At 68.2% G+C, this 19,818-nt stretch carries 18 protein-coding genes and 1 tRNA gene; 15 read left to right on the top strand and 4 right to left on the bottom strand.

Going from position 1 to position 19,818, the window contains the following annotated elements:
- The first annotated feature begins 170 nt into the window (after positions 1 to 170).
- From AC07PA_RS04700 to AC07PA_RS04685, 4 genes are read left to right on the top strand one after another with little or no spacing between them, the layout of a single operon-like run.
- Entirely contained in the window at positions 171 to 1,370 is a 1,200-nt protein-coding gene (locus tag AC07PA_RS04700; RefSeq protein ID WP_494604501.1) for an imelysin family protein, read from the top strand.
- Positions 1,371 to 1,395: 25 nt separating this feature from the next.
- Positions 1,396 to 2,862 (top strand): di-heme oxidoreductase family protein, encoded by a 1,467-nt coding sequence (locus AC07PA_RS04695; RefSeq protein WP_494604499.1) that lies wholly within the window; start codon positions 1,396 to 1,398, stop codon positions 2,860 to 2,862.
- Positions 2,859 to 3,956, top strand: a complete 1,098-nt coding sequence (locus tag AC07PA_RS04690) for an imelysin family protein (RefSeq protein ID WP_494604497.1) — start codon at positions 2,859 to 2,861, stop codon at positions 3,954 to 3,956. The genes AC07PA_RS04695 and AC07PA_RS04690 overlap by 4 nt, the downstream gene beginning before the upstream one ends.
- A gap of 1 nt (position 3,957) precedes the next feature.
- Complete coding sequence (locus AC07PA_RS04685; RefSeq protein ID WP_494604495.1) at positions 3,958 to 5,076, top strand: DUF1513 domain-containing protein; 1,119 nt, start codon at positions 3,958 to 3,960, stop codon at positions 5,074 to 5,076.
- 170 nt (positions 5,077 to 5,246) lie between these two features.
- Here the strand turns inward: AC07PA_RS04685 and AC07PA_RS04680 are convergent, their stop codons facing one another.
- Entirely contained in the window at positions 5,247 to 6,167 is a 921-nt protein-coding gene (locus AC07PA_RS04680) for a LysR substrate-binding domain-containing protein (RefSeq protein ID WP_494604493.1), read from the bottom strand.
- A 135-nt stretch (positions 6,168 to 6,302) separates the two neighbouring features.
- Here AC07PA_RS04680 and AC07PA_RS04675 point away from each other — a divergent pair, with 135 nt between their 5' ends.
- The 7 genes from AC07PA_RS04675 (at position 6,303) to AC07PA_RS04645 (ending at position 12,870) form a co-directional block, all read left to right on the top strand.
- Positions 6,303 to 7,454 (top strand): CaiB/BaiF CoA transferase family protein, encoded by a 1,152-nt coding sequence (locus tag AC07PA_RS04675; RefSeq protein WP_494604491.1) that lies wholly within the window; start codon positions 6,303 to 6,305, stop codon positions 7,452 to 7,454.
- A gap of 40 nt (positions 7,455 to 7,494) precedes the next feature.
- Positions 7,495 to 8,385: a dioxygenase family protein gene (locus AC07PA_RS04670; RefSeq protein ID WP_494604489.1), complete on the top strand. Its 891-nt coding sequence runs from the start codon at positions 7,495 to 7,497 to the stop codon at positions 8,383 to 8,385.
- A gap of 10 nt (positions 8,386 to 8,395) precedes the next feature.
- The gene (locus AC07PA_RS04665) at positions 8,396 to 9,202 is read left to right on the top strand and encodes a citryl-CoA lyase (protein WP_007859389.1); all 807 of its coding nucleotides are present in this window, start codon (positions 8,396 to 8,398) and stop codon (positions 9,200 to 9,202) included.
- The gene (locus AC07PA_RS04660; RefSeq protein WP_494604487.1) at positions 9,199 to 10,155 is read left to right on the top strand and encodes a Bug family tripartite tricarboxylate transporter substrate binding protein; all 957 of its coding nucleotides are present in this window, start codon (positions 9,199 to 9,201) and stop codon (positions 10,153 to 10,155) included. The genes AC07PA_RS04665 and AC07PA_RS04660 overlap by 4 nt, the downstream gene beginning before the upstream one ends.
- A gap of 235 nt (positions 10,156 to 10,390) precedes the next feature.
- Positions 10,391 to 11,347: a Bug family tripartite tricarboxylate transporter substrate binding protein gene (locus AC07PA_RS04655; protein WP_494604485.1), complete on the top strand. Its 957-nt coding sequence runs from the start codon at positions 10,391 to 10,393 to the stop codon at positions 11,345 to 11,347.
- A gap of 125 nt (positions 11,348 to 11,472) precedes the next feature.
- Positions 11,473 to 11,976 (top strand): DUF6985 domain-containing protein, encoded by a 504-nt coding sequence (locus AC07PA_RS04650; protein ID WP_494604483.1) that lies wholly within the window; start codon positions 11,473 to 11,475, stop codon positions 11,974 to 11,976.
- Between the two features lie 36 nt (positions 11,977 to 12,012).
- A complete protein-coding gene (locus AC07PA_RS04645) occupies positions 12,013 to 12,870 on the top strand; it encodes an NUDIX hydrolase (RefSeq protein WP_494604481.1) in 858 nt (285 codons plus the stop codon).
- A gap of 12 nt (positions 12,871 to 12,882) precedes the next feature.
- Here the strand turns inward: AC07PA_RS04645 and AC07PA_RS04640 are convergent, their stop codons facing one another.
- Both AC07PA_RS04640 and AC07PA_RS04635 read right to left on the bottom strand, forming a co-directional pair.
- On the bottom strand, positions 12,883 to 13,089 hold the full coding sequence (locus AC07PA_RS04640) for a hypothetical protein (RefSeq protein ID WP_494604479.1): 207 nt from the start codon (positions 13,087 to 13,089) through the stop codon (positions 12,883 to 12,885).
- An 89-nt stretch (positions 13,090 to 13,178) separates the two neighbouring features.
- Positions 13,179 to 15,635, bottom strand: coding sequence for a UvrD-helicase domain-containing protein (locus tag AC07PA_RS04635; RefSeq protein ID WP_494604478.1), 2,457 nt, complete (start codon positions 15,633 to 15,635; stop codon positions 13,179 to 13,181).
- Between the two features lie 31 nt (positions 15,636 to 15,666).
- On the opposite strand from AC07PA_RS04635, the gene AC07PA_RS04630 reads away from it, so the two are divergent.
- Complete coding sequence (locus tag AC07PA_RS04630) at positions 15,667 to 16,383, top strand: hypothetical protein (protein ID WP_494604477.1); 717 nt, start codon at positions 15,667 to 15,669, stop codon at positions 16,381 to 16,383.
- Between the two features lie 228 nt (positions 16,384 to 16,611).
- Entirely contained in the window at positions 16,612 to 17,589 is a 978-nt protein-coding gene (locus tag AC07PA_RS04625) for a GMP reductase (RefSeq protein ID WP_007850242.1), read from the top strand.
- Between the two features lie 33 nt (positions 17,590 to 17,622).
- Here AC07PA_RS04625 and AC07PA_RS04620 read toward each other — a convergent pair whose 3' ends face one another.
- Entirely contained in the window at positions 17,623 to 18,519 is an 897-nt protein-coding gene (locus AC07PA_RS04620) for an alpha/beta hydrolase (RefSeq protein WP_007850244.1), read from the bottom strand.
- 133 nt (positions 18,520 to 18,652) lie between these two features.
- Here AC07PA_RS04620 and AC07PA_RS04615 point away from each other — a divergent pair, with 133 nt between their 5' ends.
- Both AC07PA_RS04615 and AC07PA_RS04610 read left to right on the top strand, forming a co-directional pair.
- Positions 18,653 to 19,540 (top strand): NAD(P)-dependent oxidoreductase, encoded by an 888-nt coding sequence (locus AC07PA_RS04615; protein ID WP_494604474.1) that lies wholly within the window; start codon positions 18,653 to 18,655, stop codon positions 19,538 to 19,540.
- An 89-nt stretch (positions 19,541 to 19,629) separates the two neighbouring features.
- Positions 19,630 to 19,705 (top strand) — tRNA-Lys (locus tag AC07PA_RS04610).
- The last annotated feature ends 113 nt before the right edge of the window (positions 19,706 to 19,818 follow it).

The raw sequence follows: 19,818 nt of genomic DNA, 5'->3' as shown, positions 1-19,818 counted from the left end.
CATTCTTATAATCACTGCGATCAAGGGATGCCTGCACTGCGGCGCGTCCCTTCCCTCCGGGCTTGCGCCCCACCGACACCCACCGGACTTCCCACGGCCTGGCGCTTTGCCGGACCGGACCGTTCCCGGCAGGTCTGCCCTGTCACCCATCGTTGTTTGAGGAGAAACGCATGAAAACCAAGCTGTTGCACACCACCGCCCTCGCGGCCCTGATCGCCGCCAGCCCGCTGGGCCTGATGGGCGTGGCGCAGGCGCAGGGCACGGCCGCCCAGGCCCAGCAGGCCGTGACGCCCGCCGCGGTGGCAGCACAGTACGCCACGCTGGTGCATGCCAACTACGAAGACACGCTGAGCAGCGCCCGGGCCATGCAGACCGCAATCAAGGCCTTCACGGCCCAGCCATCGGCCGAGGCCCTGGCCGAGGCCCGCAAGACCTGGCTGGCCGCACGCGAGTTCTACGGCCAGACGGAGGCCTTCCGCTTCTACGGCGGCCCCATCGACGACGACAAGGGCCCCGAAGGCCAGATCAATGCCTGGCCCATGGACGAGTCCTACGTGGACAGCGTCGAAGGCAAGCCCAAGGCCGGCCTGATCAACAACCGCAAGATCGCCATCACCAAGAAGGCGCTGGCGGCACAGAACGAGCGCGGCGGCGAGGAGAACATCGCCACCGGCTGGCACGCCATCGAGTTCCTGCTGTGGGGCCAGGACCTGTCCGAGACCGGCCCGGGCAACCGCAACTTCGAGGACTTCGTGGACGGCAAGAAGCCCAACGCCGACCGCCGCCGCCAGTACCTGAACGTGGTGACCGAACTGCTGATCGACGACCTCTCCTTCCTCGTGAAGTCCTGGGCGCCTGAAGGCAAGTCCAACTACCGCGCCAAGTTCACCAAGGGCAACATGGAATCGGTGCGCAAGATGCTGGTGGGCCTGGGCTCGCTGTCGCGCGGCGAACTGGCCGGCGAGCGCCTGGAAGTGGCGCTGAACAGCCAGGACCAGGAGGACGAGCACTCGTGCTTCTCGGACAACACGCACCGCGACGCCGTGACCAATGCCAAGGGCATCCAGAACGTGTGGCTGGGCGAGTACCAGCGCGCCGACGGCAGCCTGGTCAAGGGTGCATCGCTGCGCGACCTGGTCGCCGCCAAGAACCCGGCACTGGCCGACAAGACCACCAAGCAGATCGCTGCTTCGGTGGCAGCGGCCGAAGGCATCCAGGCACCGTTCGACCGTGAGATCATCGGCGGCAAGGACGCGCCAGGGCGCCAGCGCATCCAGAAGACCATCGACAGCCTGACCCAACAAAGCAAGGACCTCGTGGAGGCCGCGAACGCCATCGGCATCACCAAGCTCACGCTGGTGCAACCCTGAGGCCCCTGCGCCGTCCTTTCGTTCCATGTTTTCTTTGCAAGCCCCTTACCGCCGGCGCGCCCTGCGCCTGGCGGTTGCCAGCATCGGCCTTGCGGCCCTGGGCGGCCTCATGGCCGACACGCCCGCCGACCCGCTCGGCGAGAAGGTCGGTGGCAACACCACGGTGTTCGCCACGGGCCGCAATGCCTTTTCCTTCCCGGCCGCCAACCTGGACGATGCGGAGCGTACGCGCTTCGTGATCGGCAATTCGTTCTTCCGCCGCAACTGGGTCGAGGCACCGGCCTCCACCAAGGCGCGCGACGGCCTGGGTCCGCACTTCATCGCGCGCTCGTGCGGTGGCTGCCATGTGCAGGACGGCCGGGGCGAACCGCCAGCCATCTTCAACCGCCTGGGCGATACCAAGGACCCGACCGTGGCCCTGTTGATCCGCCTGTCCATCCCCGGCGCGGACGCCCATGGCGGACCCAAGCACGACCCGGTGTATGGCGACCAGTTCAACAACGCGGGCGTGCAGGGCGTCAAGCCCGAGGGCCGTGTGACCCTGCGCTACAAGACCATCAAGGGCCAATTCGCCGATGGCACGCGCTACGAACTGCTCGACCCGAGCTACGGCTTTGCCGACCTGGGCTACGGCCCGATGCACCCTGAGATCATGGCCAGCCCGCGCATCGCGCCGCAGATCATCGGCGTGGGCCTGCTCGAAGCCATTGCCGAAGCCGACATCCTGGCCAACGCGGCCGACCAGGCTGCGGCCGGCGGCCCGATCAAGGGCGTGCCCAACCGGGTGTGGGACGCGCCCTCGGGCCAGATGAGGCTCGGCCGCTTCGGCTGGAAGGGCAACGTCGCAACCATCGCGCACCAGACCGGCGGCGCCTTCCAGGGCGACATGGGCATCACCTCCAGGCACTTCGCCAACGAGACCTGCACCCCCACGCAAAAGGATTGCCTGGCCGCACCGAGCGGCAAGAGCGCCGCCGCGCAGGGCCAGCCCGGCGTGGAGATCGACGACAAGACCTTTGACGACGTGGTCTTCTACCAGGCCACGCTGGCACCGCCCGCACGGCGCAACCCCAAGGACGCCCAGGTGCTGCGCGGCCAGGCGCTGTTCGCGCAGGCCCAGTGCGCCACCTGCCACCGGCCGAGCTACGTCACCAAGGAAGGCCCCTTCCCACACCTGACGAGCAAGGCACTGTCGGGCCAGCGCATCTGGCCGTACACCGACATGCTGCTACACGACATGGGCGAGCGCCTGGCCGACAACCGGCCCGACTTCGCCGCCAATGGCCGGCAGTGGAAGACCCCGCCGCTGTGGGGCACGGGCCTGATCAAGGACGTGAACGGCCATACCCGGCTGCTGCACGACGGCCGCGCCCGCGGCGTGCTCGAGGCCGTGCTGTGGCACGGCGGCGAGGCCGAGGCCGCCAAGGACAAGGTTCTCAAGATGAACAAGGCCGAGCGCGACGCGCTGGTCAAGTTCGTGGAGTCGCTATGAAACACCCATCCCTTCGCACTGCAGCCGCCGCCGTGGCCCTGGGCGCGCTGCTTCTGCCGGCCCAGGCCCAGACCGGCTGGAAGCTCAACGCCGTGCCCTTCTACGACACCACGCACGCGCTGCAGAGCCTGTATGGCCACTGGGGCAAGCCGCGCGCGCAGGAGCTGGCCACGGCAGCGCAGGCGCTGGCACCGGCCGTGCGCGCGCTCTGCGAGGCACCGGCTGGGCAATCGCAAGCCGCTTTGGCCAACGCCCGCAGCGCCTGGCAGCGCAGCATGATGGCCTGGGAGACCTTGGGCGCCGTGGCCGTGGGCCCCGTGATCGCGCGCCGCACCCAGCGGCAAATGGACTTTGCGCCCACGCGCCCGGCCCTCATCGAGCGCGCCATCAAGACCCAGCCCCAGGGCGCCCAGGCCTTCGAGCGCATCGGCACGCCTGCCAAGGGCCTGCCGGCACTGGAATGGCTGCTGTGGACGCAACCCGTTGCCCCGGCATCGGCTGCCTGCAGCTATGCCGTGGAAGTGGCGCTGGACATCGAGCGCGAGGCCGTGGCCGTGGCCAGCGCCTTCGACACCGCTGCCGGCACCGACTGGGCGGCCGAGGACGAGCAGGAGCGCTCCACCGCGGCCATGGGCGAGTTCATCAACCAGTGGGTGGGCGGCATCGAGCGCCTGCGCTGGGCGCACATGGAAAAGCCGCTGCGCGCCGCCCAGGGCACGCGCCCGCCCGAGTACCCGCGTGCCGCCAGCGGCCAGGCCTCTGCCGCCTGGAAGGCCGAGTGGAATGCCCTGCGCAACCTGGCCGTGCTGCCCGACAGCGCCGCCACGCCCACGCCCGGCGAGGCCCTGGTGCCGCTGGAGACCTATTTGCGCGGCCGCGGCCTGAACCCGCTGGCCGACCAGCTGCTGGCCACCACGCAGCGCGTGGACAAGGCCTTGCAGGCCATCGACCAGTCCGGCGCCACCGGCAAGGCCGGCGGCGAGCGGGTGCTGCAGGCCTCCAGGGAGCTGGCCACGCTCAAGCGCCTGGCCGAAGCGGAAATTGCCCCGGCGCTGCAGGTGAGCATCGGCTTCTCCGACGCAGACGGAGACTGAGGTGCACGCATCGTTGAGCCGCCGCCAGGCCCTGGTGCTGATGGGCAGCCTGGGGGCCATGCCCCTGGCTGCGCATGCCGCACCCCGGGGTTCGGAGATGCAGCTGTTGGGCGCCTGGCAGGAGGCCGATGGCAGCTACCGCATCGGCGTGCTGGCAGCCCAGGCCGGCGGCCCTTCGCCGCTGCGCGCACGCCACGTGCTGGAAGTGCCCACGCGAGCCCACGGCCTCAGCCGGTTGCCCGATGGCAGCATGGTCGCCACCGCGCGCCGCCCCGGCGACTGGCTGGTGCGCTGGCACCCGGGCCAGCCCGCCGACAAGGCGCAATGGCACTGGGTCGATGCTACGCGCTCCTTCAACGGCCATGTGATCGCCAGCGCCGATGGCCGTTATCTCTACACCACCGAAACCGAAGTGGACACGGGCGCCAGCCTGGTGGCACGGCGCGACGCGCGCAGCCTGGAGACCGTGGACGAGTGGGCGACGCACGGCATCGACGCGCACGAGCTGATCTGGGCCCCTGCCGCCAAGGGCGCAAAGCCCACGCTGATCGTGGCCAACGGCGGCGTGCCCACGGCCCCCGAAACCGGCCGCACCAAGCGCGACCTGCACACCATGGATTCGAGCATCGTGCGGCTGCACGGCGAGAGCGGCGAACTGCAGGGCCAGTGGCGCCTGCCCGATGCGCGCCTGAGCCTGCGCCACCTGGCATGGAACGCCGAGCGCACGGTGCTGGGCATCGCCCTGCAGGCCGAGCACGCCGAGGCGGCGGACAAGGCGGCTGCGCCCATCCTCGCGCTCTTTGATGGCAAGGCGCTGCGCTTGTGCCCGTCCGGCCAGTCGATGGCCGGCTATGGCGGCAGCATCGCCAGCACCGCCGAGGGCTGGGCCGTGAGCTGCCCGCGCAGCCAGGGCGTGGCCACCTTCACACCCGAAGGCCAGTGGCGCGGCCTGGTGGGGCTGGAGGAGGTCTGCGCACTGGCGGTAGGCAGCGGCCGCCTGTGGGCCGCCGGGGTCTCGCACTCCCTGGAAGATGCGCGCGCCCCCAGCCCGCTCACGCACGCGCATGCCAAGGAACTGGCCGGCGCGCGCATGGACAACCACTGGGTGAACTTTGGCTGACACCCCCTGAGTCGCTTCGCGCCTTCACCCCCCTCCCGACTCGCTGCGCGAGTCGGGAGGGGGACGCCCCCGGTGCGGCGGGGCGGCCCTTGCACGGGGGCACTGGCTCAGGCTGTGCCGGTTGCATGCGCAGCGCTACGAATAGCTGAAGTGTTTATCGAAGGGTGGCTTCAGGCCGTCTGCCCCTTGCGCTTCGCCAGGTCCTTGAGGCTGCCATGCAGCGCGAGCTTGCGCACGATGGCCGAGAAGGCGCGCGTGGAGGCCGACTCGCGCGCCAGCGGCGACCACAGCATGCCCGGCGTGCGCACCGGCGTGGGGCTTTCGAGCCGCACCACCACCAGCCCCGACTGCGCTGACACCACGTTCGCCGCGACGATGGAGGCCAGCTGCGTCTTGCCCACCAGGTCCATCATGGGCGCCAGGGTGTTGATCTCGGCCACCACCTGCGGCTCGGCGCCGCAGGAGCGAAAGCACTCGTCCAGCATCTGCCGCGTGGCAAAGCTCGCGGGCAGCAGGGCCATGGGCATGCGGTGCAGCTCCACCATGCGCACGCGCTTGCGCCGCGCGAGCGGGTGGCCCCGGGCCACCACCAGCACCATCTCCTCGTTGTAGAGCGGCTCGAACTGCAGCGGCCCCGGCACAGCCGGCCGGTAGGCGATGCCCAGGTCCAGCGTGCCCTGCTGCAGGCGCGCGGCGATGTGGTCGGCCGACAGTTCCTCGACCACCACCTTCACGCGCGGATGGCGTTCGTGGAAGCTGGCGATGCAGCCCGGGATGAAGCCCAGGTTGAAGGTGTGCGTGGAGCCGATGTGCAGCTCGCCCGCCACCTCGGAGCCGTTCTGGCGCAGCGCACCCAGGCCCAGGTCGATCTCGTGCAGGGCCTTGGTGCAGTAGTGCAGGAACTCGTCGCCCGCACTGGTCAGCGCCACGCGTTTGCCCACGCGGTCGAACAGCGCCGCACCGATCTCCTCTTCGAGCTGCTTGATCTGGTGCGACAGCGTGGACTGCGTGACATGCAGCCGCTCGGCCGCGCGCGTGAAGTTGAGCGAGCCCGCCAGGGCGATGAAGTAGCGCAGGTGCCTCAGTTCCATGGCGGTGCCACCGGTGGTTGATCGATGCCATCGATGGTAACCATGAAAAACAATCATTTCCAGGAATCCACCGCGCCCCCTACATTCGCTCACAGCCCCACAGCGGGGCCCCAAACAACGACAGGAGACAACGAGGTGCACAAAGTCCTCAGCGGTATCAAGGTGCTGGAACAAGGCACGTTCATCACGGGCCCGGCGGCAGGCATGTTCCTGGCCGACCTGGGGGCCGAGGTCATCAAGATCGAGCAGCCCGGCGCGGGCGACCCGTTCCGCGCCTTCCGTGGGGGGCTCTATAGCCCGCACTTCCAGACCTACAACCGCAACAAGCGCAGCATCACGCTCAACCCCAAGCTGCCCGAGGATGCGGCGGTGTTCGACGAGCTGGTCAAGGATGCGGACGTCTACATCCAGAACTTTCGCCCCGGCGCGGCCGACCGGCTGGGCGCGGGCGAGGCCCGGCTGCGCGGCCTGAACCCGCGCCTGGTGTACTGCGCCATCAGCGGTTTCGGCCAGACCGGCCCGGCCGCCGGGCGCCCCGCCTACGACACCGTGGCCCAGGCTGCGAGCGCCTTTCTCAAGCTGCTGGTGAACCCCGCCAACCCGCGCGTGGTGGGGCCGGCGCTGGCCGATGCGATGACCGGCTTTTATGCCGCCTACGGCGTGCTGGGCGCCATCGTCGAGCGCGGCCGCACGGGCCTGGGCCGCAAGGTCGAGGTGTCCATGCTCGAGGCCATGTGCCACTTCAATCTCGACGCGTTCACGCACTACTTCTCAGAAGACGAGGTCATGGGCCCCTACAGCCGGCCCAGCGTCTCGCAGTCCTACGTGCTCGAATGTGCCGACGGGCTGTGGATCGCGCTGCACATGTCCTCGCCCGAGAAGTTCTGGCAGGGCCTGGCCAACGCCATCGAGCGCCCGCGCCTGTTCGACGACCCGCGCTTTGCGACGCGCGAGGCGCGCATCGTGCACCAGGAGGACCTCATCGACCTGCTCGGCGGCCTGTTCCGCGCACAGACGCGCGCCACCTGGTGCGAGCGCCTCGAAACCGAGGACGTGCCCCACGCCCCCATGTACGACACCCGCGAGGCGATGGAAGACCCGCAGGCCCGCCACCTGCAGCTGCAGGTGAGCGCCCCCCACCCCGAAGGCGGCGAGTGGCGCACCATCCGCTCGCCCGTGAGCTTCGACGGCGAGCGTGCACTCGAGGTCACGGCGCCGCCCACGCTGGGGGCCGACAACGCGGCCATCGTCGGGCCGATACGCCAACGCCTCGGGCAGGCGCTCTGACGCACCAGCCCCCCAAAAAAAGACCAGGAGACAAGAACCCATGACCCCATCGAACGAGAACGAACTGACCCAGGCCGTGCTGCAACGCCTGGAGGGCGCCAGCGACCCGCGCTTTGCGCAGATCATGCACTCGCTGGTCACGCACCTGCATGCCTTCATCCGCGAGGTGGATTTGAAACCCGACGAATGGATGCAGGGCATCGAGTTCCTCACCGCCGTGGGCAAGGCCTGCACTGGCCAGCGCCAGGAGTTCATCCTGCTGTCGGACACGCTGGGCGCCTCGATGATGGTGGTGATGCTCGACCAGCTGCGCGCCACCGCCCATGCCCAGGGCAGCCAGCGCATGACCGAAGCCACCGAGGCCACGGTGCAAGGCCCTTACTACTGGGAGGGCGCACCCGAGCTGCCGCTGGGCGCCAACCTGGCCGAGGGCGTGAAGGGCGAACCCACCTTCTACAGCGGCCGCGTGACCGACACGCACGGCCAGCCGCTGGCGGGTGCGCTGCTCGACATCTGGTCGGGCGACGGCGAAGGCGTGTACGACATGCAGGTGGAAGGCTCGGGCATGGCGGCGCGCGCACGTGTGCGCACCGACGAGCAGGGCCGCTACTGGTTCTGGTCCATCCGCCCGAGCTTCTACCCCGTGCCGGTGGATGGTCCCGTGGGCCGCATGCTCGACGGCATGGGTCGCCACCCCAACCGCCCCGGCCACATCCACATGATGGTCTCGGCGCCAGCGCATGCGCCGGTCACCACCCACCTGTTCGTGGCGGGCAGCCCCTACATCGAGTCGGACGCGGTGTTCGGCGTGCGCCCCAGCCTGGTCGTGGACTTCGAGCAGCACCCTGCCGGCCAGGCCCCCGACGGCAGCGCCCAGGCCGTGCCCTGGTGGTCGGCGCACTACGACTTCCGCCTCGAACCCCAACACTGAGATCCGCCCCATGAAAATCGGAAAATCCACCGTCCCGCGCACCGCCATCTGCACCTCCAACGAGCACACCATCGTCGTGCGCGGCGAGGACCTGTGCAACGACCTGATCGGCCACCTGTCGTTCGCCGACTACTTCTTTTTGCTGCTCACCGGCCGCCGGCCCGATGCGGCCTGCAGCGCGGTGCTCAACGCCACCCTGGTGGCGATTGCCGAGCACGGCCTGGTGCCCAGCGTGCAGGCCAGCCGCATGACCTTTGCCGCAGCGCCCGATGCGCTGCAGGGTGCGGTGGCGGCCGGCATCCTGGGCTGCGGCTCGGTGATCCTGGGCGCCTCCGAAACGGCGGGCCGCATGTTCGCCGACGTGGCGGCGCGGGTCGATGCCGGCGCCACGCTCGACGATGCCGCCACGGCGGTCGTCACCGAGCTCAAGGCCGCGCGCCGCTCCATCCCGGGCTATGGCCACCCGCTGCACAAGGAGGTGGACCCGCGCGTGGGCCGGCTCATCGCCGTGGCCACCGAAGCCGGTGCCGACCTGCGCTACGTGCAGATCGCCCAGGCCCTGGAAAAGGTGATCCCCGCCATCGTCGGCAAGGAGCTGCGCCTGAACGTCTCGGCTGCGATCCCCGCGGTGCTGATGGGGGTGGGCTTCCCCGTGGCCTCGCTGCGCGGCGTGCCCATCCTGGCGCGCACGGCGGGCCTGATCGCTCACCTGGCCGAGGAGGCCGAGACGCCGAGCGGCTTTGCCCTGTCCTACCAGGCCACGCGCGAGCTGCAGTACGAGGGCAGCGTGCCCGACGGCTTCGGGGAGGCGCCATGAAGCGCCGCCGGATCCTTGTTACCGCCACCACCCTGGCGCTGCTGGCCGCCGGTGCCAGCGCCCAGGGCAATAGCCGCCCCCTCAAGCTGGTCGTGCCCTTTGCGGCCGGCACCTCCACCGACATCGTGGGCCGGGTGCTGGCCGAGGCCCTGGGCCGCCAGCTCGGGCAGACGGTGATCGTGGAGAACAAGCCCGGTGCGGGCGGCACCATCGGCAGCGAAATGGTGGCGCGTGCGGGCGCCGATGCCAACACCCTGCTCATGGGCACCGTGGGCACGCATGCCATCAACCCCACGCTGTACAAGAAGCTGCCCTACCAGCCGCTGCGCGACTTCGTGCCGCTGGGCTTTGCCGGCGCCACGCCCACCTTGCTGGTGGTGCCGGCCAGCGCGCCCTGGAAGGGCGTGGCCGACCTGCGCCAGGCCAGCGGCAAGGCGGTGAGCTTTGCTTCGGCGGGCAACGGTACCTCGGGCCACCTGGCGGGCGAGACGCTCAACATCCGCCTGGCCAAAGACTTCGTGCATGTACCCTACCGCGACGGTGCGCAAGCGCTCACCGAGCTCATGGGTGGCAACGTGCAGTTCATGTTCTACCACCCGGCCGCCGTGCTGCCCCACATCCGTGCGGGCAAGCTGCGCGCGCTGGGCGCATCGAGCGCGAAGCGCAGCGCGGCCGCCCCCGACGTGCCCACGCTGGCCGAACAGGGCGTGGCGGACTTCGACCTGGTCGCCTGGTTCATGCTGTATGCGCCCACTTCCATGCCGGCCGCGCAGCGCGACCAGCTGCGCGATGCCACGCAGGCCGTGCTGGCCCAGGCCGAGGTGCGCGAGAAGCTGGCCGCGCAGGGCATTGAATCGGCCGCCATGAACGCTGCGGAGTTGGCCACCTTCGGCACCGCCGAGATCGCCAAATGGGGCGAGGCCGTGCGGCGCTCCGGTGCCCAGGTGGACTAGCACCAGGAACCGCCATGCACGCCCACCCCCACAGCCCGCCCACCGGGATTGGCGGCGGTCATGGCGCAGCCATGCCCGGCCCGAAAGGAGTGATGCCAACGATGTGACGGACAACCCCACACGGTGCGCTGCACGCCATGGCGGCGGGGCACCACGAACCGACGAAACCAACAGACCACACAAGCGGGCATGAATGAACCCGCGACAGGAGACAAAGATGCGCAGGACAATGGTGATGAAGACGATGCTGGTGCTGGCCGCCGGGGCGCTGCTGGCCGGCAAGGCCCTGGCCCAGGGGGCCGAGTGGCCGAACAAGCCCATCAAGATCGTGGTGGGCTTCGCGCCCGGCACGCCGCCGGACATCTTCGCCCGCATGTACGGCGACTACATGGGCAAGAGGCTCGGCGTGCCCGTGGTGATCGACAACCGCCCCGGCACGGCGGGCAACCTGGCGTCGGACACGGTGGCCAAGTCGCCGGCGGACGGCTACACCTTCGTGTACAACCTGTCCACGGCCTTCACCATCAACCCCTACATCTACAGCAAGCTGCCCTTCGACCCCGACAAGGACCTGGTGCCCGTGGCCACCACCATGCGCCAGGGCCTGGTGCTGATCGCCACCAACAAGTTCCCGGCCAAGACCGTCAAGGACCTGGTGGCGGCGGCCAAGGCCAAGCCGGGCACCTACTCGCACGCCTCCTATGGTGCGGGCAGCCCTTCGCAGCTGATCGTGGAGTCGCTCAAGGACGAGGTCGGCATCGACATGCTGCACGTGCCCTACCGCGCCAGCCCCATCGCCGACCTGGTGGGCGGCCAGGTGGACACGCTGATGGAGCCCATCGCCACCGGCTACCAGCTCATCAGCAGCGGCAAGGTGCAGGCGCTCGCCTATTCGGGCCCCACGCGCCACCCTGCCCTGCCGGACGTGCCCACGCTGTCGGAGGTGATGCCCGGCTTCTCGATGATGTCCTGGCACGGCATCTGGGCGCCGGCGGCGACGCCCCAGCCCATCCTGACCCGCTTCAACGCGCTGATGATGGAGGCGAGCAAGGACCCCGACCTGTCGCGCCGCATCAAGGAGCTGCACAGCGAGCCCCTGGGCGTTACACGCACCGAAATGGCCGCCATGGTGCGCCGCGATGCGGAGATCTACAGCCGCGTGGTGAAGGCGCGCAACATCAAGGTGGATTGAGCGCTTTGCCGCGCACGACTGTGCGCCGCTGCCAAAGGCCACTGATGGCCAATGGCTTCGCAGCGGATTGACAGTTGGCGGTCTGTCAGGAGAATCATGGCTTTCCCAAGGAGGCTGTGCATTCCATGAATATTCCAGGCGTTGGTGAATTCACCCTGCAGAACGACTACTACATCAGCGAGCCCATTGAAGTGCCCATGTTCTACGAGAACGAACTCAGCATCGTGCTGATGGGGTATGACGACGATGACCGCCCGCAGGAGTTCCACACGGCCGTGGCGAACCTGCTCGCGGGCCCCCCCTCGGTGATCGAGGCAGCACAGGAGGCTATCTTCCAGTACTACCAGGATATGAACTCGCAGCGCGATCCCTCGGACGACGACTACCTTGTCATCGAGAGCGCGGACGACGTCTGGGACCACATCGAGTTCGGCGACGAACTGGATGTGTGGCGCGGGGATACCGGGGACCAGCCGGTGTACATCTCGATTGAATGCGAGTGCGACTGGGAACCGGAGCACGGCCTGGAAATCGTCATCAGGAATGGCGAACGCGTTGTCAAGATCGGCATGGCCGACGGCCACCCGGAGGACATCGAGGAAAACGCGGTTTACAAGTCATTTCGGTAGCTTGGCGCCGCACGGTCCTCTGCGCACATGGATCCCATGGAATTCCAGATCGACGACAGCACCCCTGGCAAGATCTCGGTCTGGATCGGCACCACATCAAAGGGTTTCGACGAGTTCAACGCCTACTACGAAGGCCTGGAAGATTCGGAGTCAGGTTGCGGTATCCACCAGGATTTCGGCTGCACCTTCATCGGCACCGACCTGTTCGTGACCTGCGGCACGGCGGATTTCGAAATCGTCCCCATCGAGCAGCTGTGCGAGGAGGCAGGCTGCAACAGCCGCCAGACCGAGCAGGCCATCGTGGAACGCTGCCACGCCCTGGGCGTGCACAGCGGCAACGTGCTGAGCTACCACGGCAACGCGACGTTCACCGAGGCCGGGCCGGACCTACAACGGCATGCGCTTCATAGGCAGCTTCGACGACGCGTGGACTCCGCCGAAGAGGGCGAAGTGAGCGCTCTGCAAGCCCAAAAATCCTGCCCCGTCGTTCTGCGTCACGAGGGCGCACTGGAAATCCTGGCGTTCGCGCACCCGCTGGCGGGCCTGCAACTGGTCAAGGGAAGCATCGAGCCCGGGGAAAGTGCCGCGGCGGCAGCGCTGCGTGAGCTGGCCGAAGAAGCCGGCATTGCAAGCGCCTGGGTGGAACGGAACCTGGGATGCTGGCACTCGGGCCACCAGGGCCACCAGGGCCAAGTGTGGTCATTCCATGGGTGCGTGGTGCCGCATGCACTGCCCGATGCCTGGGTTCACCACGCCACGGACGATGGTGGTCACGATTTCCGCTTTTTCTGGCACCCGCTGGAGAGCACTGCCGATGCCGCCTCCTGGCATTTCGTATTCCGCGGTGCCCTGGACTTCATTCGCAATGCAGTGGGCCCGCCCTTGCGGGGATGACCTACCGCACGGTCAAACCAGCACGGCAGAACGCCGCATGCCGCCTGGCGGAATCTCCGGCACTGGCATGACGGCAGGATGGTTGCCAGGATCGACGAAAGGGATGGGCTCACCGGCCTTGGGTTGGGGTACCCGGTCGCAGCCGGCCAGTGCCAGCAGCAGCGCGCAGACACCCGCCACGGCAAGGCGGGATGGGGTGGTGGATGGATTGCGGATCATGGGCGGCACCTCGCTGGCCTCGGCATGGCCCCAATTCTTGGTGGCGAGGGTTCCGCTGTCTGTCAGAGAACGGCCCGAACGGGCGCCCGTCAGTCCACCACCGTGAGCTTGGCCACCGACAGCGCCAGCCACTTGGTGCCATGGCGCGGAAAATTCACCTGCGCGCGCGCATCGTCACCCGTGCCTTCGAGTGCCAGCACCTTGCCTTCGCCGAACTTGGTGTGGAACACCGCGATGCCCGCACGCAGGCCGTGCGACGGCGCGGCCTTCTGCACCGGCACCGGCGGGCTGGCAAAGTGCTCGCTGCGCACGGCGCCGTAGCCGCTGCGGTCGCGCTGGGCAAACGGGTTGCTGCCGCCCGTGTTGGGCGCATAGCTGCCAAAGCCTTGCTGCTTGGGCGTGATCCACTTGAGCGCGGACTCGGGCAGCTCGTCGAAGAAGCGGCTCTTGATGTTGTAGCGCGTCTGGCCGTGCAGCATACGCGTCTGCGAATGGCTCAGGTACAGGCGCTTGCGCGCGCGGGTGATGGCCACGTACATCAGGCGGCGCTCTTCTTCCAGGCCCTCGCGCTCGTTGGCCGAGTTCTCGTGCGGGAACAGGCCCTCTTCCATGCCGCCGATGAAGACGCCGTCGAACTCCAGGCCCTTGCTGGCGTGCACCGTCATCAGCTGCACGGCGTCCTGGCCGGCCTGGGCCTGGTTGTCGCCCGCCTCGAGTGCCGCATGGGTCAAAAAGGCGGCCAGGGGTGACAGCGTCTCGCCCGTGTCGGCGTCGACGATGCCGGCCACGGTGGGCAGGGCTTCGTCGGTCACCGGCGCATTCGGGTCGAGGCCCTGGCTGGCCGGGCTTTGCGTGAGGCGGTCGTTGCGCAGCTCGTCCACCGGAAGGGCCACGGCATCGCGGCCAAAGCCCTCCTGGGTGACGAAGCTCTCGGCCGCGTTGACCAGTTCCTCCAGGTTCTCGATGCGGTCGGCGCCTTCCTTCTCGGTGCGGAAATGCTCCACCAGGCCCGAGGACTGCAGCATGGTCTCGATGATCTTGCGCAGGTTCATGCCCTCGGTCTGCTCGCGCAGCACGTCGACCATGGCGACGAAGGCCGAGAGGTTGGCCCCCGCCTTGCCAGGCACGGCGCTCACGCCATCGTGCAGCGAGCAGCCGGCCGCGCGTGCGGCGTCCTGCAACACCTCGATGCTGCGCGCACCGATGCCGCGCGGCGGGAAATTGACCACGCGCAGAAAGCTGGTGTCGTCGTGCGGGTTCTCCAAGAGGCGCAGGTAGGCCAGCGCGTGCTTGATTTCGGCGCGCTCGAAGAAGCGCAGGCCGCCGTACACGCGGTAGGGCACGCTGGCGTTGAACAGGGCCGATTCGATCACCCGGCTTTGCGCATTGCTGCGGTAGAGCACGGCGATCTCCTTGCGCTCGAAGCCGTCGCTGCGCACCAGTTGCTTGATCTCGTCCACCATCCACTGCGCCTCGGCCAGGTCGGTGGTGGCCTCGTACACGCGCACCGGTTCGCCCGGGCCCTGCGTGGTGCGCAGGTTCTTGCCCAGGCGGCGGCTGTTGTGGCTGATCAGGGCGTTGGCCGAGTCGAGGATGTTGCTGTAGCTGCGGTAGTTCTGCTCCAGCTTGATCTGCTGCTGCACGTCGAACTCGCGCACGAAATCGGCCATGTTGCCCACGCGCGCACCGCGAAAGGCGTAGATGCTCTGGTCATCGTCGCCCACCGCGATCACGCTGCCGCGCGCCTCGAAGCGCCCGCCGGCGTCATTGCCCGCCAGTTGCTTGAGCCAGGCGTACTGCAGCTTGTTGGTGTCCTGGAACTCGTCCACCAGGATGTGCGCGAAGCGGCGCTGGTAGTGCTCGCGGATGGGGTCGTTGTCGCGCAGCAGTTCGTAGCTGCGCAGCATCAGCTCGCCGAAGTCGACCACGCCCTCGCGCTGGCACTGCTCTTCGTAGAGTTGGTAGACCTCGACCTTCTTGCGCGTGTCGGTGTCGTGGGCCTGCACGTCGCCGGGGCGCATGCCCTCTTCCTTGCAGCCCGAGATGAAGTAGGCGAGCTGCTTGGGCGGGAAGCGCTCGTCGTCCACGTTGTGCTGCTTGCACAGGCGCTTGACGGCCGAGAGCTGGTCCTGCGTGTCCAGGATCTGGAACGACTGCGGCAGGCCGGCGGCCTTGTGGTGCGCGCGCAGCAGCCGGTTGCACAGGCCGTGGAAGGTGCCGATCCACATGCCGCGCACGTTCACGGGCAGCATGGCCGACAGCCGCGCCACCATTTCCTTGGCGGCCTTGTTGGTGAAGGTCACGGCCAGGATGCCGCCGGGCGTGGTGTAACCGTTCTGCAGCAGCCAGGCGATGCGGGTGGTGAGCACCCGGGTCTTGCCCGAGCCGGCTCCCGCCAGGATGAGCGCATGCCCCGCCGGCAGGGTGACGGCGGCGAGTTGCTCGGGGTTGAGATTGGCCAGCAGCGGCGGCGCAGCGGAGGGGGCAGCGGGCGTGGAGGGCTCCAAGGGCTCGGGCGCACCCGGAAACAGGTCTTGTGGGAACATGGGGGCATTGTAGAAAGCGCCACCGCCTGCCATGAAAAACATTGCCCTTGCCACAGCCATGCTGCTGGCCCTGCACACCCCCCACCTCGCAGCCCAGTCGAGCTGCAGCAGCGACGGCGTGGCCCGCCCCGCGGCGCTGTTCGAGCGTTTCGTGAGCGCCGACTGCGAAAGCTGCTGGGCCGACAAGGCCACGCCGGCCCCCTCGGCGCCCGGCACCCTGGTGCTGGACTGGATCGTGCCCGGCACGCAAGGCGACAACGCCCCGCTGTCGGCGGCCGCCACGCGCGATGCACTGGCGCGGCTGGCCGCCCTGGGCCGCACGGCCCCCACGGCCACGGACGTGAACACCGCGCCCGTTCAGGGCGTGCAGGGCAGCCGGCTGCGCGTGTCGCACGGGCCGGCGTTCAACGACTACTTGGGCGCCTCCATCGCCTTCTCCCCGGTGCCGACGCGGGGAGCAAGCCCTGCGGCAGGGCCCGATGCGGGCGGTTTCTACCTGCTGCTGGTGGAATCCATCCCTGCCGGCACCGAGGGATCCCCCGTGGCCCGCAACCTGGTGCGCAACGTCTACCAGCGCTCCCTGGACAACCCGCACACCCTGTCCAGGGGCGAACGCTCGGGCTGGCGTGACTCGCGGCCCATCTACATCCCCGAAGGCGCCAAGACCGACCGCCTGCGCCTGGTCGGCTGGGTGCAGGACAAGGATGGCCGCATCATCGACGCGGCGCAGTCGCGCTGCGTGCCTTAGAAGCTTTGCCCTATTGAAGGGATAACAGTAGGGATATACCGGCGCCCGCTGGCGCGGGTAGAATCAATCACCGGGCCCAAGTTTCTTGCAGCCCGGTTTTTTTGTGCCTGCGCACAGCAGGGTTCGCGGCGGCCAGCACGGCCGCAGCCACGGAACCGGTCTCCAAGCCAAGCGCCCACCGCCGTGGAAATTGTTTTGCGGCGTCCTTTTATGGAGCTTGGAAATCTCATGGAAATCTTCGACTACGACAATGTCCTCTTGCTGCCGCGCAAGTGCCGGGTGGAAAGCCGCTCGGAATGCGATGCCGGCGTGGAGCTGGGCGGGCGCACCTTCCGCCTGCCGGTCGTACCGGCCAACATGAAGACGGTGGTGGACGAGAGCATCTGCACCTGGATGGCGCAGAACGGCTATTTCTACGTCATGCACCGCTTCGACCTCGACAACGTGCAGTTCGTGCGCGACATGCACGCCAAGGGCTGCTATGCCTCGATCTCGCTGGGCGTGAAGCAGCCCGACTACGACACGGTGGACCAGTTGGCCGCCGCAGGCATCACGCCCGAGTACGTGACCATCGACATCGCGCACGGCCATGCCGACAGCGTGAAGAACATGATCGGCTACCTCAAGTCCAAGCTGCCCGCGGCCTTCGTGATCGCCGGCAACGTGGCCACGCCCGAGGCGGTGATCGACCTCGAAAACTGGGGCGCCGACGCCACCAAGGTGGGCGTGGGCCCGGGCAAGGTCTGCATCACCAAGCTCAAGACGGGCTTCGGCACGGGTGGCTGGCAGCTGTCGGCGCTCAAGTGGTGCGCGCGCGTGGCCACCAAGCCCATCATTGCCGACGGCGGCATCCGCAGCCATGGCGACATCGCCAAGAGCATCCGCTTCGGCGCCAGCATGGTGATGATCGGCTCGCTGTTCGCCGGCCATGAGGAATCGCCCGGCAACACCGTGGAGGTCGATGGTGCGCTGTTCAAGGAGTACTACGGCTCGGCCAGCGACTTCAACAAGGGCGAGTACAAGCACGTCGAGGGCAAGCGCATCCTCGAGCCCATCAAGGGCAAGCTGGCGGGCACCCTGGTCGAGATGGAGCAGGACGTGCAAAGCTCCATCAGCTACGCTGGCGGCAAGAAGCTCATGGACATCCGCAAGGTGAACTACGTGATCCTGGGCGGCGACAACGCGGGCGAACACCTGCTGATGTAATCGCGCCCGGTCTTCGCAGGGCCTGGGACAGCCTCAGGCCCGCAGGAGAATCAAGGCCATGTGGTGCACATCGTGCCCGGGCCTGGCCAACGCATCGACGATGCTGAAGTGGTTCAGGCCTTCCTGCACCTGGCAGCGCGGCACGGCGTGCGAGCCCCAGGCGTCCTGCACCAGCCGCGCCTGGCGGATGAACTCCGGGCTTTCATCGCCGCCCACGGCACAGTACAGCATGCCCTGGCCGGGCGCCTGCAGGCGTGCCGGGCTGTACTGCAGCACCTGCTGCTCCGTGAGCTTGAGCGTCTCCTGCAGGAACGGGGTGTGCATCAGCGGATCGAGGTCGTGCAGGCCCGAGACCGACAGCGCGCTGCGCACCGCACCATCGGGCAGGTTGCCGATCAGGGGCCAGACGCTGGTGAGCAGCATGGCCGCCAGTTGCCCACCCGCCGAATGCCCCGCCACCGTGATGCGCTGAGGATCGCCGCCATAGCGCCCAATGTTCTGCCAGATCCAGGCGATGGCCTTTTCCATCTGCCGCATGATCTGGGGAATGCCGACCGGCGCCTCCGGGGTACCGGGGCACAGCGCGTAGTTGACCACCACCACGCAGACGCCTTCGCGGTTGAATGCCGGCGCAATGAAGGAGTGGTCCGACTTGTCGAGCGCGCGCCAGTAGCCGCCGTGGATGAAGACCAGCACCGGGGCCCCCTTGCCGGACCCGGGCGGCAGCTGGGTGGTCGGGAAGACATCCAGGGTCTCGCGCGTGCCCTTGCCATAGGCCAGGTCGGGCACGCAGGGGTGGTCGGCACGCACCTGGGCCGACTCCTGGGCCCAGCGGGCGAAGTAGTTCACGTGCTCGGGCACCAGCGCCCGGTTGTTGTACATCAGCTCCAGCCAGGCGGGGTCGTGCGGGGTTTTGGTGTCCAGGGCCATGGGTAGGTTCTCCTCGTCCTCTGGCGCCACATCATCCCGGCAAGTGGCGCCGACTGCAAGCCCGATGACAGGCTGGCAGCGCGAAAACCGCCGATGATGGCGGCAGAGACAACCGCACCAGGAGACAGAGACCATGCACAACACCCCTCCCCTGCGCACCACCGTCCTGGGCATCGGCATGATGGGAGCGCCCATGGCACGCCGGCTGCGCGCTGCCGGCCACGAGGTCCACGCCTGGAACCGCACGCGCGAGGCGGCCGAACCGCTTGCCGCCTCGGGCATCACCGTCCACTCCGACGTGCGCGATGCCGTGGCCGGCGCGGACGTGGTGATCAGCCTGCTCGCCAACGGCCCCGTGGTGGGCCAGGTGCTGTTCGAGCGCGGTGCGGCGCGGGCCCTGCGCCGCGATGCGCTGTTTATCGACATGGCCTCCATCCAGCCACGCGAGGCACGCGACCATGCGGCGCGCCTGGGCGAGATGGGCATCGCCCACCTCGACGCCCCGGTCTCCGGCGGCACCGTGGGCGCCGAACACGGCACCCTGGCCATCATGGCCGGGGGCCGGCCCGAGGACTATGCGCGCGCCCAGCCCATTTTTGCGGCGTTTGGCCGGGCCACCCATGTGGGGCCGCACGGCGCGGGCCAGCTCGCCAAGCTGGCCAACCAGATGATCGTGGGCATCACCATCGGCGCCGTGGCCGAAGCGCTGCTGTTCGCCGCCAAGGGCGGGGCCGACATGGCCAAGGTGCGCGAGGCCATCAGCGGCGGCTTTGCCGACAGCCGCATCCTGCAACTGCATGGCCAGCGCATGGTGGAGCGTAACTTCGCCCCCCAGGGCCGCATGACGGTGCAGCTCAAGGACATGCGCAACGCCCTGGCCACGGCCGGCGAGATCGGCTTCGACGCGCCCATCACGGCACTCTTCGAGGCCTTGTATGCCGAGGGCGTGGAACATGGCCTGGGCGATCTGGACCACAGCGGCCTGTTCGTGGAGCTGGCCAGCCGCAACGCGATGCAATGAAACTTTTTTTGCCACGACTTGCCAACACCGAAAAAACTAGTGCATAATTCGAGGCTCTGCAGCAACGCAGACAGATCACTAAAAGATTTGGGTTCTTAGCTCAGTTGGTAGAGCAGCGGACTCTTAATCCGTAGGTCGAGTGTTCGAGTCACTCAGGACCCACCAAATCTAAGCCGCAAGGCACATGAAGCCGATACTACTGAACGTGGTATCGGCTTTTTTGTTGGCGCCGCAAGGCGATGCAGCGGATGACGCCAGCGCCCCACGCACACCCGGGG

The sequence above is a fragment of the Acidovorax sp. GW821-FHT09B03 genome, from assembly GCF_059418305.1.
Note: the sequence above shows the minus strand (reverse complement) of the source record. Positions and strands in the feature narration are given on the sequence as shown.